We start from the raw sequence: 17,219 nt of genomic DNA on the forward strand, positions 1-17,219 counted from the left end.
AGAGAGCGGCGCATGACCATGAACGGAGCGACCACATGAGCGGACGACTGACGGGCAAACGCGCCCTGACCACGGCGGCGGGGCAGGGGATCGGCAAGGCGACCGCGCTGGCCATGGCCCGCGAGGGCGCGCATGTCTTCGCCACCGATATCGACAGCGCCGCGCTCGATGCGCTGAAGGCCGAGGCGGAGGGCCTGCCCGGCACGCTCGATGCCTTCGTGCTCGACGTGCGCGACGACACCTCCGTCTCGGTGGGCGTCGACCATGCCGCGCCCGACATCCTCTTCAACTGTGCCGGCTTCGTGCATCACGGCACGGTTCTGGATGCCACCGACGACGAATGGGCCTTTGCCTTCGACCTCAACGTGCAGTCGATGTTCCGGACGATCCGTGCGGCGCTGCCGGGCATGCTGGACCGTGGTACCGGGTCGATCATCAACGTCTCGTCGGCGGCCTCGTCGATCATCGGCGCGCCCAGCCGCTTCGTCTATGGCACCACCAAGGCGGCGGTGATCGGGCTGACGAAATCCGTGGCGGTCGACTACGTCCGCCAGGGCATCCGCTGCAACGCGATCTGCCCCGGTACGGTCGAAAGCCCCTCGTGGAACGACCGCGTCGCCGCCGCCGGCGCCGAGACCGGCGATGTCGAGGCCGCCCGCCAGGCCTTTGTCGACCGCCAGCCCATGGGCCGCGTCGGCAAGCCCGAAGAAATCGCCGCACTGGCCGTTTACCTCGCCTCCGATGAAAGCGCCTTCACCACCGGGCAGGCGCATGTCATCGACGGCGGCTGGTCGAACTGAAGGACATCCCCATGACGTACAAGACCAAACTCCGCTCGCAGCAATGGTTCGACAATCCCGACAACCGGGAAATGACGGCCCTCTACCTTGAACGCTACCTGAACTACGGGCTGACCCGGGAAGAGCTGCAGTCGGGCAAGCCGATCATCGGCATCGCCCAGACCGGCAGCGACCTGTCGCCCTGCAACCGCCACCATATCGAGCTGACCAAGCGTGTCCGCTCGGGGATCGAGGCCATGGGTGGCACGGTGATGGAAATCCCCGTCCACCCGATCCAGGAGACCGGCAAGCGCCCCACCGCCTCGCTCGACCGCAACCTGGCCTACCTGTCGCTGGTCGAAAGCCTGTATGGCTACCCGATCGACGGCGTCGTGCTGAACATCGGCTGCGACAAGACCACGCCCGCGCTGCTCATGGCCGCGGCGACCGTCAACATCCCCGCCATCGCCTTTTCCGTGGGGCCGATGCTCAACGGCTGGTTCCGCGGGCAGCGCACCGGCTCGGGCACCATCGTCTGGAAGGCGCGCGAGATGCACGCCGCCGGCGAGATCGACGACGACGGCTTCATGGAGCTGGTGGCGTCGTCCGCGCCCTCGGTCGGCTATTGCAACACCATGGGCACGGCGACCACGATGAACTCGCTGGCCGAGGCGCTCGGCATGCAGCTGCCCGGCTCGGCGGCGATCCCCGCCCCCTACCGCGAGCGCGGGCAGATGGCCTATGCCACCGGCAAGCGCATCGTCGAGATGGTGCACGAGGACCTCAAGCCATCGGACATCATGACCCGCGCGGCTTTCGAGAATGCCATCGTCATCAACTCGGCCATCGGCGGGTCCACCAACGCGCCGATCCACCTCAACGGGATCGCCCGCCATCTCGGCGTGCCGCTCGACAATGACGACTGGCAGCGCCTCGGCCATGACATCCCGCTGCTGGTGAACCTGCAGCCCGCCGGCGAATACCTGGGCGAGGATTACCAGCATGCCGGCGGCGTCCCCGCCGTGGTCGGAGAACTGCTGGCCGCCGATCTGCTGCCCAACCCCGACGCGCTTACCGTGAACGGGCAAAGCATGGGCCGGAACTGCGCCGAGCGCCGCAGCGAGGACACCAATGTCATCAAGACCGTGGCCGAGCCGCTGATGGCAAAGGCCGGCTTCGTGAACCTCAAGGGCAACCTGTTCGACAGCGCGATCATGAAGACCAGCGTCATCAGCGCAGGGTTCCGCAAGCGGTACCTGTCGAACCCCGACGACCCCGAGGCCTTCGAGGCCCGCGCCATCGTCTTCGACGGGCCCGAGGATTTCCACGCCCGGATCGACGACGAAAGCCTGGCCATCGACGCCGATTGCATCCTGATCATGCGCGGCGCCGGTCCCATCGGCTATCCGGGCGGGGCCGAGGTGGTGAACATGCGCGCGCCGGCCTACCTGATCAGGAAGGGCATCACCGAGCTTCCCTGCCTGGGCGACGGGCGGCAATCGGGCACCTCCGGCTCGCCCTCGATCCTCAATGCCTCGCCCGAGGCGGCGGCGGGCGGGGGCCTGGCGCTGGTACAGACCGGCGACCGGGTGCGCATCGACCTGGGCAAGTGCACCGCCGACATGCTGGTCGACGAGGCGACGCTGGCCGCCCGCCGCGACGCCCTGCCGGATCGGCCCTACACCCCCGAAAGCCAGTCGCCCTGGCAGGAGATCTTCCGCGAACGCGTCCGCCCCTTCTCGGAAGGCATGACGCTGCGGGGCGCGGATGCGTTCAGGGACATCGCGCACAAGACCATGCCGCGCGACAACCACTGACCGCGGCGCATCCTGCCCGCGCCTGTGCGCCCCCCTGTGGGGCGCACGCCCCCGACACCGCGCATCCCGCGCATCGTGTCCCAGCGCGCCTTCGGCGTGATTTAGACCAAGCGCGCCTTTGGCGTGATGAAGACCAAGCGCGCCTTTGGCGCGACCAAGGAAAAAGGAGTTCCCCATGAAACTCGTCCGCTATGGCGAACCCGGCCAGGAAAAGCCGGGCCTGATCGACGCCGAAGGCGCGCTGCGCGACCTCTCGGCCCATGTGCCCGACATCACGGGCGCCACGCTCGACGAGGCCACGCTCGACCGGCTCCGCGCGCTCGACCCGGCCGAACTGCCCCCCGTCGCCGGCACCCCGCGGCTGGGCGCCTGCGTCGGCGATATCGGCAAGTACCTGTGCATCGGCCTGAATTATTCGGACCATGCCGCCGAAACCGGCCTGCCGATCCCCGAACACCCGATCCTCTTCATGAAGGCCAATTCCGCCATCGTCGGCCCGAACGACGATGTCTATCTGCCCCGCGGCTCCGAAAGCTCCGACTGGGAGGTCGAGCTGGGCGTGGTGATCGGCAAGCCGGCGAAATACGTCTCCGAGGCCGAGGCGCTGGACTATGTGGCGGGCTATTGCGTCTGCAACGACGTGTCGGAACGGCATTTCCAGACCCAGCTTTCGGGCCAATGGACCAAGGGCAAATCCTGCGACACCTTCGGCCCCACCGGCCCGTGGATGGTCACCAGGGACGAGATCGCCGATGTGCAGAACCTGTCGATGTGGCTCGACGTCAATGGCAAGCGGATGCAGAACGGATCGACCAAGACGATGATCTTCACCGTCGCGCAGATCGTGGCGCATCTGTCCGAGCTCTTTACCCTGCAGCCGGGCGACGTGATTTCCACGGGCACGCCCCCGGGCGTCGGCATGGGCATGAAGCCCGAGCCGGTCTACCTGAAGCCGGGCGACGTGATGGAAGTGGGCATCGAAGGGCTTGGCGAACAGCGCCAGGATGTGAAGATGGATGCCTGAGCAAGAGCAGATCCTGCAGCTGGGCGGGATGACCGAAAACATCATCGCCCGCCTGAGCGAACGCTTCACTCTGGTGAAGCTTTCGGATCAGCCCGACCGCGCGGCCTTCCTGGCCGAGCGGGGCGGGGAGTTCACCGCCGCCGTCACCGACGGCCATGCGGGCCTGCCCGAGGACGTGATGGCCGCGATGCCCAATCTGCGCGTCGTCTCCTCGCTGGGCGTGGGCTATGACGCGATCGACGCCGATGCGGCGGCCGCGCGGGGCATCGTGGTCACCCACACGCCCGACGTGCTGAACGACGAGGTCGCCGACACCGCGATCATGCTCTGGCTCGCCGCCAGCCGCCGGCTGGTCCCGGCGGACCACTGGGCGCGGTCGGGCCGTTGGGAGACCGACGGCGCCTTCCCGCTGGCGAAATCGGTGCAGAACCGCGTCGTGGGCATCGTCGGCCTCGGCCGCATCGGCCAGACCATCGCGCGCCGGGCCGAGGCGTTCAACGCCACGATCCTCTACCACGCGCGCAGCGACAAGGACGTGGGCTGGGAATACTGCCCGGACCTGGAGGAGATGGCCGGGCGCGCCGAGGTGCTGATCGTCATCACCCCCGGCGGCGCGGCCACGCGGCACCTGGTCTCCGACCCCGTGATCCGCGCGCTGGGGCCCGATGGCATCCTGGTGAACGTCGCCCGTGGATCGGTTGTGGACGAAGAGGCGCTGGTCAAGGCTCTGGAAGAGGGCGCGCTGGGGGGCGCCGGGCTCGATGTCTTCGAGGACGAACCGCACATCCCCGAGCCGCTCAAGCGGATGGAGAACGTGGTGCTGGCCCCGCATATCGGCAGCGCCTCGGTCGAGACCCGCGCCGCCATGGGCGAGCTTACCTGCCAGAACCTGTTTCACTTCTTCGACGAGGGCAAAGTGCTGACCCCGGTGCCGGAGTGCCAGGGCCTGATCTGAGCCCAGGAAAACCCCGGATTTTCTTGCCAGGATTTTCCGGGAAAATCTTGCCTAGCCCGACCGCCGGAGCAGGTAGATGTCCATGATCCAGCCATGCGCCTCGCGCGCACGGGCCCGGGCCGCCACGATGCGCGGCCCGGCCTCCGCCAGGGGTCCGGCCTCGAGGATCTGGTTCTCCATCCCCAGGAACGCGCCCCACCAGATGGCGATACCGTCGGGCTCCAGCACGTCGAAGCTGCATGCGCCGTCCAGCATCACCGCCACGGTCTCGGCCCCCTCGGGCCAGCCGTGATCGCGCAGCTGCCGGCCAGTTGTGATCACCACCGGCCCGTTCACGGTGTTGAGCGGGATCGCATGGGCCGCCGTAAGCGCCTGCAGAGAGGTGATCCCCGCCACCACGCGCAGGCGGGGCTGCGGGTCCAGCCGCGCCGCGATCCTCAGCGTGCTGTCGTAAAGCGAAGGATCGCCCCAGACGAGCAGCGCCACGTCCCGCGCCTGCGGGTGCCGCGCGATCGCCTCGGACCAGCGCGCCGCGATGGCGTCGTGCCAGCGCTCCACCCGCTCCAGATAGGGCAGGGCCGGATCGCGCACCGGCATCCCGAAGCCCTCGATCACCGGCGGCGCGTCGCAGACCTGCGCGACGATCTGCCGCCGCAGGTCGGCGAGGTCGGATTTGCCGTCACCCTTCTCGGGCACCAGCACAAGGTCCGCGCCCGCGATCGCATGGCGCGCCTCCATCGTGACGTGATCGGGGTTGCCCGTGCCGATGCCGATCAGGTGCAGGGTGATCATGGCGCCTCGCCCGCCAGCGGCCCGTAGAGGATCAGCGCCGGGTTCGTGCCCGGCCCGTCCTCCAGCCGCCGCGCCAGCTCTTCCAGCGTGGAGCGCGCCAGCAGCTGATCGGGATGGCTTACGTTCTCGGCCAGCAGGGCGGGCGTGTCGCCCGGCAGACCGTGGTCCATCAGCATCTTGACCAGCTTCGGAAAGGTCCGCTTGCCCATGAACACCACGGTCGTCGCCTGCCCATCCGCCAGCGCGGCCAGGTTCAGATCCTCCGGCAGCGCCCCGGTCACGTCGTGGCCCGTCACGAACTGCACCCGCCGCGCCGTCAGCCGCCGGGTCAGCGGGATCCCCGCCGCCGCCGCCGCCGCGCAGGCGGAGGGAATGCCGGGAATGATCTCGTAGGGAATGCCGGCCGCCTGCAGCGTCACCACTTCCTCTTCCAGCCGCCCGAACATCCCGCCATCGCCGGATTTCAGCCGCACCACCCGCTGCCCGCTTTCCGCGTAATCCAGCAGCAGCCGGCTCACATGGTCTTGCTTGGGCGAGGGCCGCCCGGCGCGCTTGCCCACGCCCACCAGATCGGCGCCCGCGCGCACATGGCTCAGGATCGGCCCCGAGGACAGGTCGTCGAACAGCACCGCATCCGCCTGTTTCAGCCGGTTCACCGCCTTCAGCGTCAGCAGCTCCGGATCGCCCGGGCCGGAGCCCACGAAACTCACGAACCCGCTCATGCGCTCTCTTCCGCGATCAGGTGAAAGAAGGTCCCGGTAACGTTGCCCCGGACCGACCCGGTCTCGGGCACCGGGTTGCCATCGGCATCGGCCACCTGCGCCAGCGGCGCATCCGGCTGGTCAAGGATCGTCGAGTAATGAAACTCGTGCCCGCGCAGGGCAGCCCCCGGCGCCAGCCCGGGCATCCCGGATGTCAGCACCGCCCGGCGATAGCCCAGGTGGAACTTGCGTGTCTCATAGGACGTCACCAGACCCAGCAGCCCGGCCATCTCGTGCCGCATACCTTCCTTGTCGATCAGCGCCGCTCCCAGCGCCATGTAACCCCCGCATTCGCCATGCACGGGCCGTGTCTCGGCATGCGCGCGCAGCCCGGCCCTGAACCGTTCGGCGGCGGCCAGAGGCCCCGCGTGCAGTTCCGGATACCCCCCGGGCAGCCAGACCAGATCGGCCTCCGCATCCGGCGCCTCGTCGGCCAGGGGCGAGAACGGCAGGATCTCGGCCCCCGCCGCGCGCCAGGCGTCCAGCAGATGCGGATAGGTGAACGAAAACGCCGCATCCCGGGCCAGCGCGATGCGCTGCGCCGGGGGCTTCGGCATCACCCGGCTACCGGCCAGCGGCGCCGATCCCGCCGCCGCCCGGATCGCATCCAGGTCCACATGCGCCCGCAGGAACTGCGCGTAACCGGCGATCGCGGTCTCCAGGTCGGGATGCTCCACCGCCTGGATCAGGCCCAGGTGCCGCTCGGGCAGGGTCAGGTCCCCGCGCCGGGGCAGCACGCCCAGGACGGGGATATCCACCGCCTCTATCCCGCGCCGGATCAGCCGCTCGTGCCGGGGCGAGGCGACCCGGTTCAGGATCACGCCCGCAAAGGGCAGCTCTGGCCGGTAGGCCCGGAACCCCAGCGCCGTGGCCGCCGCCGATTGCGCCTGTCCGCCCGCGTCGACCACCAGCACCACGGGCCAGCCCATCCGCGCCGCCGTCTCGGCCGAGGATCCAAAGCCCGAAAGCCCCTCGGTCGCGACCCCGTCGTAAAGCCCCATGGAGCCCTCGGCCACCACGATATCGGCGCCTTCGGCCCGCTGGCCTATGGCGTTCAGCAGCCCGTCTTCCATCGACCAGGTGTCAAGGTTGAACGACGCCCGCCCGGCCGCCGCGAAATGAAACGCCGGGTCGATGTAATCGGGCCCCGACTTGAACGGCTGCACCACCAGCCCGTCCTCGGCCAGCGCCCGCAGCAGGCCCAGCATCACCGTCGTCTTGCCCGTCCCCGAAGCAGGGGCCGAGACCATCAGGCCGGGGGGCATCTCAGTCATCGCCTTCGGTCCATTCGCTCCAGGGGCTGTCGGCGGTCTGCGGCCGATAGCGGCGGTCGTAATCCGGCGAATAGAGGCAGCTTTCGGCAAAGCCTTCGGCCTTCAGGGCCGGGCCGACAAGGATCAGCGCGGTGCGCGTGATGTCCGGCTCCAGGGCCGCCTCGATTGTCTCCAGCGTGGCATGGATGATGCGCTCGTCCGGCCAGGAGGCGCGGAACACGATCGCCACCGGACAATCGGCGCCGTAATGCGGCGTCAGCTCGCTGACCACCTTCGCCATGTTGCCCACCGAAAGGTGAATGGCCAGCGTCGCGCCGGTCCGGCCAAAGTTTTCAAGGCTTTCGCCATCGGGCATCGACGACGCCCGCCCCGAGGTCCGGGTCAGCACCACCGATTGCGCCACGCCGGGCAGCGTGAGCTCGGCGCCAAGGGCGGCGGCGGCGGCGGAAAAGCTTGGCACGCCCGGGGTCACGGTAAACGGGATCCCCTCGGCCTTCAGCCGCCGCAGCTGTTCTCCCATGGCCGACCAGACCGACAGGTCGCCGGAGTGAAGCCTTGCGATATCAAACCCTTGCGCATCGGCGGCCTTGATCTCCTCAATGATGGCATCCAGGTCCATCGGCGCGGTGTTCACGATCTTCGCACCGTCAGGGCAGTGCTCCAGCACCGCCTTGGGCACCAGCGATCCGGCATAAAGGCACACCGGGCAGCTGGCGATGATGTTGCGGCCCCGCAGGGTCAGCAGGTCGGGCGCACCCGGCCCGGCGCCGATGAAATGTACAGTCATAAGGTCTCTCCCACGGCGATGGCGCAGGTGGCCATCCGGTCTGAAGATATGGCCCTCGGGCCGATGAGTCGGGCGCCCGGTCCGGCAGCGGCCAGCGCCGCGGCCTCGGCCACGCTGCCGGTGCCATGGGCGGCCAGCGCGGCGGGCGATGTCGTCAGGGTCGGGCGTCCGTCGGGGGCAACGGCGCGCAGGGGCAGGGCGAGCCGGTCGGCCAGTGCGCGCAGGGCGTCATGGCCGGCCTTGGCGGGCAGGGTGGCGATGACCTCCGGCGCGGGGCCGCCCGCCCGCGCCGCCTGCAGCGCGTCGGCAAGGCTTTCGACCCCGGCGCCCTCGCGAAATCCGAAGCCCGCGGCGATCACAGCGTCACGCTCCATTGCACGATCGGGTAGGCCGATTTCCACCCCGTGCGCGTGCCGATGGGCTGCGCCTGTGCCAGCTCGATCCGCAGCAGATCCCCGCCCAGCCGCGCCCGGGCCGCGCTCAGCAGCGCCTCGCTTTCCAGTGTCACCGCATTGGCCACGATCCGCGTGCCCCCGGGCAATGCGGTCAGCCGGTCCAGCAGCGCCTCTGACAGCCCGCCGCCGACGAAGACCGCATCCGGCGGCTCCAGCCCCTCCAGCGCTTCCGGCGCCCGGCCGGTCACGCAGTGCAGCCGGTCCACGCCCAGCCGCGCGGCATTGCCCTGCAACCGCTGGGCGCGCGCCGCGTCGCCCTCGATGCAGGTCGCGCGGTTTCGCCCGTGGGTCAGCAGCCATTCGATGGCGACGGATCCCGATCCGCCGCCGATGTCCCACAGATGCTCCCCCGGTCGCGGCGCCAGCGCCGACAGCGTCAGCGCCCGCACCGGCCGCTTGGTGATCTGCCCGTCGTGGTCGAACAGCTCATCCGGCAGGCCCGGCGCGCAGGGCAGGGCCGGGCCGTCGCTCAGCTCCGCCGCGACGACGACAGGATGGCCGAACCCGCCCGCCACGGCGCTGGCCTTGGCCTGCGACACCCGTTCCCGCGGGCCGCCCAGCGCCTCCATCACCCAAAGCTCCGAGCCGCCAAACCCGGTCTCGCACAGATACGACGCCAGCGCCGCGACAGCGGCGCCATCGCGCAGCGTCACGATCAGCCGCTCACCCTGCGCCAGCAGGGGCCGCAGCCGCGTCAGCGGCTGCGCGTGCAGGCCCAGGCACGCCACGCCCTCCAGGCCCCAGCCCAGCCGCGCAGCGGCGAGGCTGAAACAGCTCGCGCCCGGCAGGGCGCGCCATTCGCCCGGCGCCAGCCGGCGCGCCAGCGCCGTGCCCGCGCCGAACCAGAACGGATCGCCGGAGGCGAGCACCGCGACCTTCCGCCCGCGCATCTCCATCAACTGCGCGACACCATCGGCAAACGGCACCGGCCAGGCCACCACCTCTGCGCCGACAGGTCCCAGCAGCTCCAGGTGCCGCGGCGGTCCCATCACCACCTCGGCCGCCTCCAGCGCCGCGCGGCTTGCAGGCGGCAGCCCTTCCGGTCCATCCTCGCCCAATCCGACAATCGTCAGCCAGGGATCACCGACCATGCGCCCCAACCTCCTGATCCTCGGCGGCACCTCCGACGCCACAGCGCTGGCCGGTGCCGTGGCCCGGGCCGGGTTCACCGCCACGCTCTCGCTCGCCGGGCGCGTCGATCACCCGATCAAAAGCCCGCTGCCGCAGCGCATCGGCGGCTTCGGCGGGGCGCAGGGCCTCGCCGCCTACCTCGCCGAACACGAGGTCACGCATCTGATCGACGCCACCCATCCCTTCGCCGCGCAGATGAGCCGCAACGCCATCACCGCCGCCGAAGCCGCCGGCGTGCCGCTTGTCGCGCTGACCCGCCCGGCCTGGCGCGCCGAAGCCGCCGATCACTGGATCCATGTCCCCGACATGTCCGCCGCTGTCGCGGCACTCGACGGCCCGGCCCAGCGCATCTTCCTCGCCATCGGCCGCCAGCAGCTGACCCTCTTCGCCGACCAGCCGCAGCATCACTATGTCCTGCGCCTCGTCGATCCGCCCACGGCCCCCCTGCCGCTGCCCGATTGCGAGGCCATCGTCTCCCGCGGCCCCTTCGCGCTCGGGGACGACCTGCAGCTGCTGAAGGATCACCGCATCGACTGCGTCGTGTCGAAGAATTCCGGCGGATCCGGCGCCTATGCCAAGATCGCCGCCGCCCGCGCGCTTTCGCTGCCGGTCGTCATGGTCGACCGGCCCGAACTGCCCGAGCGGCTGGAAATGTCCAGCGTCGAGGAGGTGCGGGACTGGGTGCATCAGGCCACCACCTTGCGCGGCGTGTAGACGAAGGGCGCGCCGTCCCGGTCGATGATCCGCGTGGTCGACGACCCCACCAGCACCACGGTCTGCATGTCCGCCATCTCCGGCGTGGCGTAGGTCAGCGGCACGACCCGCAGGCTTTCGTCCGCGCGGCTGACCGCACGGGCGAAGATCACCGGCCGCGCATCGCCGGCCGCTGCGCGCAGCACCTCCAGCGCGCGGGTGAACCCCTCGGGCCGGCTCTTGGAGCGCGGGTTGTAGAAGGCCATGGCGAAATCCGCCTCGACCGCCAGTCGCAACCGTTTCTCGATCAGCGCCCAGGGTTTGAGATTGTCGCTCAGGTTGATGGCACAGAAATCATGGCCCAAAGGCGCCCCGGCCTTCGCCGCCGCCGCCAGCATCGCGGTGATCCCGGGCAGCACCCGGATGTCCAGGTCGCGCCACTCTTCCGGGCCGTCCTCCACCGCTTCGAACACCGCCGCCGCCATGGCAAAGACCCCGGGATCGCCCGACGAGACCACGACAACCCGCTTGCCCTCGGCACACATCCGCAGCGCATGCTGCGCCCGGTCGACCTCGACCCGGTTGTCGGAGGCATGAAGCCGCAGCCCCTCGCGCTCCGCCACCCGCGCGACGTAGGGGATATAGCCCACCACATCCGTGGCCTCGGCCAGCGCGGCCGAAACCTCTGGCGTCACCAGCGCCGCGTCCCCGGGGCCAAGCCCCGCGATGGCGAGCCAGCCGCTCACGGCCTGCGCCCCTGCCCATGCACGATGACGATCGAGAAATAGGGCGTCACCCCGTCGCCGACCTCGGCCAGCTTGCGCACTGTCTGCTGCGGCATCGCGGCAAATTCCACGATCCACGCGGCCTCGGCCCGACCCGCCCGGGTCAGCGCCCGGCGCACCTTCTCGAAATTCCGCCCGATCTTCATGACGACCACGGCATCGGCGGCCTCCATGTGCCGCACCAGGTCATCCTCGCCCAGCGTGCCCATCAGCACGGTCAGCACGTCGTCGCCCCAGGTCACGGGCATCCCCGTCGCGGTCCAGGCCGCCGACATGCCGGTGGTCGCGGGGATCACCTCGACCGGGACCTGCAGCCGCGAATGCAGGTGCATGAAGGACCCGTAGAAGAACGGATCCCCCTCGCACAGAACCACCACGTCCTCGCCCACTTCGGCCAGCTTCGTCAGCCGTTCGGTGCATTCGGCATAGAAGGCCGACAGGATCTGGTTGTAGCGCGGATCGCTCACCGGGATCTCGGTCGTGACCGGGTATTCCATCGGATGCTCGGTCGCCCCCTCGGCGATCATCCCCTCGACGATCCGCCGGGCCTGCCCCGCGCGACCCTTCTTGCGGAAGAAGGCCACGTGGCGCGCATTGCGGATCAGCCGATCCGCCCGGACGCTCATCAGCTCCTGGTCGCCGGGGCCGAGGCCCACGCCATGAACCACACCCTGCGCGACGTTTTGCGCGCCCCCTTTCACCGGCCCGCTCATTCCGCGCGGCTCGCAATGGCGTTGACGGCGGCGACGGTGATCGCGCTGCCACCCAGACGGCCCTTCACGATGCAGCAGGGCACCGGCTGCGCCTCCCACAGGGCGTCCTTGCTTTCCATCGCGCCGACAAAGCCCACCGGGCAGCCGATGATCGCGGCGGGGCGGGGGCAGGCGGGGTCTTCGAGCATGTTCAGCAGGTGAAACAGCGCGGTCGGCGCGTTCCCGATGGCCACCACCGCGCCCTCCAGCTTCGGCCGCCACAGCTCCAGCGCCGCGGCCGAGCGCGTGTTGCCCATCTCTGCCGCCAAGCCGGGCACCGCCGCGTCCTGCAGCGTGCAGATCACATCGTTGTCCTTCGGCAGCCGCTTGCGCGTCACGCCCTCGCTCACCATTCGCGCGTCGCACAGGATCGGCGCACCGGCCTCCAGCGCCGCGCGCGCCGCCGCCACGAAGCCGGGCGAGAAGCGGATGTCGCGTTCCAGCCCCACCAGCCCGGCAGCATGGATCATCCGCACGGCCACCTGTTCCTCGTCCGGCGCAAAGCCGTCCAGCTCCGCCTCGGCACGGATGGTGGCAAAGGACTGGCGGTAGATCGCCGCGCCGTCGGTCTCGTATTCATAGGGCATCAGGTGGTCCCGGTTGCATGGTCATCGCAGGGTCTTCTTCGGATCGTCGGTCTGTCGTGGCGTCACGGGACCGGCGCCTGTCGGACAAGCGCGTCCAGCTCGTCCGGTCCCGATCCGCGCTGGCAGGGCTCATCCCATGCATGGCCGTTCGCGACAAGGTCGAAGCGCCCCTCGCGCCCCACCAGCACCAGATCGGCAGGCCGCGCCCGCGCGCATCCCTTGGCACAGCCCGACACATGCAGGCTGCGCCCCGCCAGCCCCGGCTCCCGCGCCAGCCGCCGGGCCAGCGCCCGGGTCTCGACACTGGCCGAGGGGCAGAGGGGCGCGCCGGGGCAGGCATCGATGCCCAGCAGCGGATCGCCCGGATCGGTGATCGCGTGGTCAGGCGCATGGGCGACGGCCCGTCCGCCCTCCAGCACAAGGCAGCGCCAGGGCGTGACCCGCACGGCCTGGGCCCCCGCCGCCTTCAGGATCTCCGGCAGACGCCCGGCCCGGGCCTGGCCGAAGGCAAAGCCCACCACCGGCCCGATCCGTGTCATCCCCGGCCCCCGCGGAGCGGCGCGCCCGGCGCAGGGCGCAACGCCCGTCCACGCCTCGGGCAGCGGCACAGCCTCCAGCAGCCGCGCCATCCGCGTCATGCGCCGTAGGGTGGGGCTTGCCCCACCGCTTGCCCGCCCGGCCGCCACGGCGAACCACTCCGCCAGCTCGACCACCCGGTCCACGGCCTCGTCCTCGCGCACCGCCCGCCCGCTGGCCGCGCCATCGGCCCGCAGCACCAGCCCGCCATCCGCACCCGTCTCCAGCCGGATATCGGCCGAGGCGCCTTCCAGCCACAGCGCCGCCCCGGCATCGACGGCAAATCCGAACTTCGCCGGCAGCTCCGGCAGATCGGCCAGCCGCGCCAGCAGCGCCTCGGCCAGCCGCGCGGTCCGGTCCCCGGTTCGCCAGTCCGGCGCCACCAGCACGTTCCGCCGCCCTTCAAGGCCCGGATCCACGTCCAGCAGACCAAGCCGCGCCAGCTCCTGCAACAGCGCCTCGTGATCGGCCTCGGCCACGCCCCGCAGCTGCAGGTTGGCCCGGCTGGTGATGTCGATCACCCCCGATCCGTAGCGCAGCGCCACGTCGCACAGCCCCTCGACCTGGGCCCGCGACAGCCGCGCCAGCCGCGGCCGCACCCGCACCACCAGCCCGTCGCCCGAGGCCATCGGCACCCAGGCGCCCGGGCACCAGCCCTTCACGCCGGGCGCCGCGGCAGCCCCGGCCCGCGCGCCCTCCGGCGCCTTGTCCGACGCCCGGCTCATTCCGCCGCCTCCAGCGCCGCCCGGATCGAATTCCGCCGGCTCTCCCACAGCCCCGCCGCCTGCAGCGCGCGGAACCGGTCCCACATCGCCGCATGGGCCTGCGGGTTTTCCTGCCTCAGGAAATCCTCCACCGCCGCATCCCCCAGCGTCGCATCGAAATAGAGATCAAACAGGTGATCCCCCACCACGCCCGCCAGATGCGCGAAAGCCGCCATGTGATCCAGCGTCGCCGCGATCTCCGCCGCGCCGCGGAACCCGTGCCTTTGCATGCCCGCGATCCAGCCCGGATGCGCCGCCCGTGCCTGCACGACCCGCGCGATCTCCTCGGGCAGGGCGCGCACCCGCACCGCGTCCGGATCGGTATTGTCCACGTGCCACAGCGCCGCCTTGCCGCCCGTCACCGCCTGCGCCGCGGCAAAGCCCGCCTCATGCGCGGCATAATCCGAGGCCAGCAGCAGATCGCTTTCCGCCAGGTCCTGCAGGTGCACGAAGGCATCCGCCTGCCGGACCCGGTCCCTGATCCCCTGGTCATCGCGCACCGGCTTCGCACCGTCCAGCGCCCAGGCGCTCGCCGTCAGCCAGGCCTCGCCGGCGCGCCGCTTCGCCTCTTCGGAATAGGTCTCCAGCGCCTCGCCCATGCCCAGCCCGTAGGACCCCGGCGCCGGCCCGTAGACCCGCGCCGCCTCGCGGCCCACATAGGGGTTGAAATCCACCGCCTCGTCCCGCGCCGCCAGCAGCCGCACCGCCTGCGCAAACAGCGTCGCCAGCGTCGGAAACACGTCCCGGAACAGCCCCGAGACCCGCAGCGTCACGTCGATCCTCGGCCGGTCCATCTCGGTCAGCGGCACCACCTCGATCCCCGAGACCCGCTCCGATCCCGCGTCCCAGACCGGCGTCACGCCGACCAGCGCCAGCGCCATGGCAAACTCTTCCCCGGCGGTCCGCATCGTCGCTGACCCCCAAAGATCCACGACCACGCCCCTCGGCCAGTCGCCTTCCTCCTGCAGATGCCGTCGCACCAGCTCCTCGGCCAGCCGCTTGCCCTGCCGGTAGGCCGCGCGCGTCGGCACCGACCTCGGATCGGTCGTATGAAGGTTCCGTCCCGTCGGCAGCACATCGCTGCGCCCGCGATAGGGCGACCCGGACGGCCCGGCCTCCACGAACCGCCCCGCCAGCGCCGTGGCCAGGGCCCTGCGCTCCGCCACCGCCGACGGCCCCGCATCAAAGACACCGCCAGCCGCAGGCGCCCGCCCGAAGACGTGCAGACCGTCGCCGAACTGGCTCTCCTTCACGTCGCAGACAAAGCGGTCGATCCGGGTGATCGCCTCGGCCGCGCAGGCGCCGGCCTCCAGCCCCAGGTCCTGCTCCAGCCCCAGCGCCTGCGCCTCGCCGCGAATATCCTCCTGCAGCGCATCGCGCCGCCGCGGGTCCAGCCCGTCGGCATTGGAGAACTCGTCCAGAAGCGCCTCCAGCCGGGCCAGCCGCTCCGGCGTGCCGGAATCCCGCAGGGGAGGGGGCACATGCCCGATCGTCACTGCACCGATCCGCCGCTTGGCCTGCGCCGCCTCGCCGGGATCGTTCACGATGAACGGGTAGATCACCGGCAGATCGCCCACCAGCGCCTCGGGCCAGCATTCCCCCGACAAGGCCACCGCCTTGCCCGGCAGCCATTCAAGCGTGCCATGCGCGCCGATATGCACCAGCGCCCGCGCCCGCGCCCTCAGCCACAGGTAGAACGCCACGTATCCATGCCGTGGCACCCGGGCGAGGTCGTGGTATTCGTCCTCCCGCGCCGCCACGTCCCCGCGCTCGGGCTGCAGCGCCACCACGGCCTCGCCCACCCGGATCGCGGCAAATTCAAAGGCCCCGTCCACAACTGCCGGATCCTCCTCCGCCGCGCCCCAGGCCGCCCGCAAATCCGCCCTCAGCCGCTCCGGCACCCCCTCCAGCGCGGCACCATAGTCCTTCAGCGAAAACCGCAGACGCCCGGCCTGCAACGCGCCCGCCAGATCCTCGGGCGCCGCATGCCCCAGGTCCTCCAGCATCGCCCGGGCCGAGGCCAGCGCATCCAGCCCCACGGCATGACCGATCTGCCAGTTCTTGCCCGGATAGGTCGACAGCACCAGCGCGACCTGCCCGCCGTGCCCCGCCTGCAGGCCCAGCCAGCCACTGACCCGATCCGCCAGCGCCTCGACCCGCGCGCCTTCGGCCACATGGGCCACCCGCGCGAATTCCAGCGCCGGATCCCGCGCCTGTTCCTCCTTGAACGACACCACGCCGCCCGAAATCCGCCCGTCCACCTCCGGCAACACCACATGCATCGCCAGGTCGGCGGGCGACAGCCCACGCTCCGCCTCCGCCCAGGCCGCCCGGCCCGAGGTCGCAAGCGCCGCCTGGAACACCGGCACACCGCCGGCATCCAGCGGCGACACCCCGCCTGACCCTTTCCCCGAAAACGCCGTCACGTTCACGATCGCCGCCGGCTCCAGCGCCCTGACCCAGCGCTCCATCCAGCCCGCCGCCTCCGGCGCCTTCAGCGACGGCGCAAACAGCCCCATCACCTCGCAGCCACGCGCGCGCAACGCCCCGAACAAGGCCTCGACCGGTCCCAGATCCGCCGCCGCAAGATAGGACCGGTAGAACACCACCAGCACTTTCTTCTTGGGAGAAATACCTCTCGGGGGGGGCTCGGCCCCGCCGAGCCGGGGGGCAGACAGCCCCCCTCCGACCGCGCCAAAGGCGCCAACCGCGGGACAGCACAGCCCGCTCTCCGGCACCCATCCGCCCACCAGCGGCAGCGCCTTCGCCCCCCTGACCGGCCCGGCATACAGCCCCGCCGCCAGGGCCAACTGCGCCAGCGCCGCCTGCGCCGCCACCGCGCCGCCGGTGTCGCACAGATGCCGCAACCGCCGCAGCGTCGAGACCGGCAGCGTCGAATAGCCGTCCAGCGCCGGATCGTCCCGCCCGTCCGCCGGCAGCACCGCCAGCGCCAGCCCGCTCCGCTGCGCCAGGTCGCGCAGCTGGTCCAGCCCATAGCGCCAATAGGGCACTCCGCCGATCAGCCGCACCAGCACCGCCCTGGCGGCGCCCAGCGTCTTCTCGACATAGGTATCGACCGACAGCGGATGCTTCAGCGCCGCCAGGTTCGCCAGCCGCAACGAGGGCATGCGCCCGGCGCCGCCCCCGCGATGCCAGCCGGCGGCGAAGGCGCCCAGGTCACTGTCGGAAAACGACAGCACCACCAGCTCGGCCGGCGACTGGTCGAGGTCGACGGGCGTGTCGCTCTCCTCCAGTCCCTGGCGCTCGCGAAAGACGACATGCATGGC

16 protein-coding genes are annotated in these 17,219 nt (G+C 70.9%); 5 read left to right on the plus strand and 11 right to left on the minus strand.

What is annotated here, in order from left to right:
* Positions 1-35 precede the first annotated feature (35 nt).
* From ATO3_RS14785 to ATO3_RS14800, 4 genes are all read left to right on the plus strand, one after another.
* The gene (locus ATO3_RS14785; RefSeq protein ID WP_088650640.1) at positions 36-800 is read left to right on the plus strand and encodes an SDR family oxidoreductase; all 765 of its coding nucleotides are present in this window, start codon (positions 36-38) and stop codon (positions 798-800) included.
* Between the two features lie 11 nt (positions 801-811).
* Complete coding sequence (locus ATO3_RS14790; RefSeq protein ID WP_088650641.1) at positions 812-2,596, plus strand: IlvD/Edd family dehydratase; 1,785 nt, start codon at positions 812-814, stop codon at positions 2,594-2,596.
* A 175-nt stretch (positions 2,597-2,771) separates the two neighbouring features.
* Complete coding sequence (locus ATO3_RS14795) at positions 2,772-3,620, plus strand: fumarylacetoacetate hydrolase family protein (RefSeq protein WP_088650642.1); 849 nt, start codon at positions 2,772-2,774, stop codon at positions 3,618-3,620.
* The gene (locus ATO3_RS14800) at positions 3,613-4,575 is read left to right on the plus strand and encodes a 2-hydroxyacid dehydrogenase (RefSeq protein ID WP_088650643.1); all 963 of its coding nucleotides are present in this window, start codon (positions 3,613-3,615) and stop codon (positions 4,573-4,575) included. Before ATO3_RS14795 ends, ATO3_RS14800 begins: the two co-directional genes overlap by 8 nt.
* 51 nt (positions 4,576-4,626) lie before the next feature.
* Here the strand turns inward: ATO3_RS14800 and cobF are convergent, their stop codons facing one another.
* From cobF to cbiE, 6 genes are read right to left on the minus strand one after another with little or no spacing between them, the layout of a single operon-like run.
* Positions 4,627-5,367: a precorrin-6A synthase (deacetylating) gene (gene cobF / locus ATO3_RS14805; RefSeq protein ID WP_088650644.1), complete on the minus strand. Its 741-nt coding sequence runs from the start codon at positions 5,365-5,367 to the stop codon at positions 4,627-4,629.
* On the minus strand, positions 5,364-6,089 hold the full coding sequence (cobA, locus tag ATO3_RS14810; RefSeq protein ID WP_088650645.1) for a uroporphyrinogen-III C-methyltransferase: 726 nt from the start codon (positions 6,087-6,089) through the stop codon (positions 5,364-5,366). The genes cobF and cobA overlap by 4 nt, the downstream gene beginning before the upstream one ends.
* Positions 6,086-7,402, minus strand: a complete 1,317-nt coding sequence (locus tag ATO3_RS14815) for a cobyrinate a,c-diamide synthase (RefSeq protein WP_088650646.1) — start codon at positions 7,400-7,402, stop codon at positions 6,086-6,088. The genes cobA and ATO3_RS14815 overlap by 4 nt, the downstream gene beginning before the upstream one ends.
* Positions 7,395-8,189 carry a precorrin-4 C(11)-methyltransferase gene (gene cobM, locus ATO3_RS14820; RefSeq protein ID WP_088650647.1) on the minus strand — a complete coding sequence of 265 codons (795 nt, stop codon included), beginning with the start codon at positions 8,187-8,189 and terminating at the stop codon, positions 7,395-7,397. The genes ATO3_RS14815 and cobM overlap by 8 nt, the downstream gene beginning before the upstream one ends.
* The gene (locus ATO3_RS14825; RefSeq protein WP_233152158.1) at positions 8,186-8,563 is read right to left on the minus strand and encodes a cobalamin biosynthesis protein; all 378 of its coding nucleotides are present in this window, start codon (positions 8,561-8,563) and stop codon (positions 8,186-8,188) included. Before ATO3_RS14825 ends, cobM begins: the two co-directional genes overlap by 4 nt.
* Positions 8,545-9,735, minus strand: a complete 1,191-nt coding sequence (gene cbiE, locus ATO3_RS14830; protein WP_088650649.1) for a precorrin-6y C5,15-methyltransferase (decarboxylating) subunit CbiE — start codon at positions 9,733-9,735, stop codon at positions 8,545-8,547. The genes ATO3_RS14825 and cbiE overlap by 19 nt, the downstream gene beginning before the upstream one ends.
* Between cbiE and ATO3_RS14835 the strand changes: the two genes are divergently transcribed.
* A complete protein-coding gene (locus tag ATO3_RS14835; protein ID WP_088650650.1) occupies positions 9,734-10,489 on the plus strand; it encodes a cobalt-precorrin-6A reductase in 756 nt (251 codons plus the stop codon). The genes cbiE and ATO3_RS14835 overlap by 2 nt on opposite strands.
* Here ATO3_RS14835 and cobJ read toward each other — a convergent pair.
* From cobJ to cobN, 5 genes are all read right to left on the minus strand, one after another.
* Positions 10,462-11,214, minus strand: coding sequence for a precorrin-3B C(17)-methyltransferase (cobJ, locus tag ATO3_RS14840; RefSeq protein WP_088650651.1), 753 nt, complete (start codon positions 11,212-11,214; stop codon positions 10,462-10,464). The genes ATO3_RS14835 and cobJ overlap by 28 nt on opposite strands.
* On the minus strand, positions 11,211-11,966 hold the full coding sequence (gene cobI, locus ATO3_RS14845; RefSeq protein WP_088650652.1) for a precorrin-2 C(20)-methyltransferase: 756 nt from the start codon (positions 11,964-11,966) through the stop codon (positions 11,211-11,213). Before cobI ends, cobJ begins: the two co-directional genes overlap by 4 nt.
* Positions 11,963-12,592 carry a precorrin-8X methylmutase gene (locus ATO3_RS14850; protein WP_088650653.1) on the minus strand — a complete coding sequence of 210 codons (630 nt, stop codon included), beginning with the start codon at positions 12,590-12,592 and terminating at the stop codon, positions 11,963-11,965. Before ATO3_RS14850 ends, cobI begins: the two co-directional genes overlap by 4 nt.
* A 62-nt stretch (positions 12,593-12,654) precedes the next feature.
* Positions 12,655-13,893 (minus strand): cobalamin biosynthesis protein CobG, encoded by a 1,239-nt coding sequence (locus ATO3_RS14855; protein ID WP_233152159.1) that lies wholly within the window; start codon positions 13,891-13,893, stop codon positions 12,655-12,657.
* Positions 13,890-17,216 carry a cobaltochelatase subunit CobN gene (cobN, locus tag ATO3_RS14860; RefSeq protein ID WP_088650654.1) on the minus strand — a complete coding sequence of 1,109 codons (3,327 nt, stop codon included), beginning with the start codon at positions 17,214-17,216 and terminating at the stop codon, positions 13,890-13,892. The genes ATO3_RS14855 and cobN overlap by 4 nt, the downstream gene beginning before the upstream one ends.
* Between the last annotated feature and the right edge of the window lie 3 nt (positions 17,217-17,219).

The sequence above is a fragment of the Marinibacterium profundimaris genome, assembly GCF_002210095.1.
GTDB classification, from domain to species: domain Bacteria; phylum Pseudomonadota; class Alphaproteobacteria; order Rhodobacterales; family Rhodobacteraceae; genus Marinibacterium; species Marinibacterium profundimaris.

What these genes read in the sequence shown, in the direction of transcription:
- ATO3_RS14785 (WP_088650640.1), top strand. Translation starts at nt 36, where the DNA reads ATGAGCGGACGACTGACGGGCAAACGCGCCCTGACCACGGCGGCGGGG.
- ATO3_RS14790 (WP_088650641.1), top strand. Translation starts at nt 812, where the DNA reads ATGACGTACAAGACCAAACTCCGCTCGCAGCAATGGTTCGACAATCCC.
- ATO3_RS14795 (WP_088650642.1), top strand. Translation starts at nt 2,772, where the DNA reads ATGAAACTCGTCCGCTATGGCGAACCCGGCCAGGAAAAGCCGGGCCTG.
- ATO3_RS14800 (WP_088650643.1), top strand. Translation starts at nt 3,613, where the DNA reads ATGCCTGAGCAAGAGCAGATCCTGCAGCTGGGCGGGATGACCGAAAAC.
- cobF (WP_088650644.1), bottom strand. Translation starts at nt 5,367, where the DNA reads ATGATCACCCTGCACCTGATCGGCATCGGCACGGGCAACCCCGATCAC.
- cobA (WP_088650645.1), bottom strand. Translation starts at nt 6,089, where the DNA reads ATGAGCGGGTTCGTGAGTTTCGTGGGCTCCGGCCCGGGCGATCCGGAG.
- ATO3_RS14815 (WP_088650646.1), bottom strand. Translation starts at nt 7,402, where the DNA reads ATGACTGAGATGCCCCCCGGCCTGATGGTCTCGGCCCCTGCTTCGGGG.
- cobM (WP_088650647.1), bottom strand. Translation starts at nt 8,189, where the DNA reads ATGACTGTACATTTCATCGGCGCCGGGCCGGGTGCGCCCGACCTGCTG.
- ATO3_RS14825 (WP_233152158.1), bottom strand. Translation starts at nt 8,563, where the DNA reads ATGGAGCGTGACGCTGTGATCGCCGCGGGCTTCGGATTTCGCGAGGGC.
- ATO3_RS14835 (WP_088650650.1), top strand. Translation starts at nt 9,734, where the DNA reads ATGCGCCCCAACCTCCTGATCCTCGGCGGCACCTCCGACGCCACAGCG.
- cbiE (WP_088650649.1), bottom strand. Translation starts at nt 9,735, where the DNA reads ATGGTCGGTGATCCCTGGCTGACGATTGTCGGATTGGGCGAGGATGGA.
- cobI (WP_088650652.1), bottom strand. Translation starts at nt 11,966, where the DNA reads ATGAGCGGGCCGGTGAAAGGGGGCGCGCAAAACGTCGCGCAGGGTGTG.
- ATO3_RS14850 (WP_088650653.1), bottom strand. Translation starts at nt 12,592, where the DNA reads ATGCCCTATGAATACGAGACCGACGGCGCGGCGATCTACCGCCAGTCC.
- ATO3_RS14855 (WP_233152159.1), bottom strand. Translation starts at nt 13,893, where the DNA reads ATGAGCCGGGCGTCGGACAAGGCGCCGGAGGGCGCGCGGGCCGGGGCT.
- cobN (WP_088650654.1), bottom strand. Translation starts at nt 17,216, where the DNA reads ATGCATGTCGTCTTTCGCGAGCGCCAGGGACTGGAGGAGAGCGACACG.